The following is a 314-nucleotide window of genomic DNA, read 5'->3' as shown; positions in this document are numbered from 1 at the left end:
CACCGGCCCTCGCCACAGACTTGCAGAACGGCATCATCGACCGCTTCCGGACGATGGATATCGCCCGATCCGCAGTACTCACCGGACATGTTGCCGAGAGCGTGATCCGCAATTTGATCACGACCGGCATCGTCATCGGTGTCGCGGTGGCGTTGGGCTTCCGGCCCACCGGGGATCCGCTGCGCTGGTCGGCTGCCATCGCGGTGATCGCGATGTTCGTCCTGGCCTTGTCCTGGGTCGCGGCGGCGCTGGGCCTGCTGGCCCGCAACCCGGAGGCCGCGAACGGATTCACCTTCGCGTTCATGTTCTTGCCG

General features: G+C 65.9%; 1 protein-coding gene. It reads left to right on the top strand.

Going from position 1 to position 314, the window contains the following annotated elements; all coding sequences use genetic code 11:
• Window positions 1–314: ABC transporter permease (locus GV790_RS29570; RefSeq protein ID WP_163818101.1), on the top strand; the 314-nt coding region annotated here is incomplete at both ends.

Origin of the sequence: Nocardia cyriacigeorgica, from assembly GCF_010858045.1 — a bacterium.
Lineage (GTDB): Bacteria > Actinomycetota > Actinomycetes > Mycobacteriales > Mycobacteriaceae > Nocardia > Nocardia cyriacigeorgica_E.
Note: the sequence above shows the minus strand (reverse complement) of the source record. Positions and strands in the feature narration are given on the sequence as shown.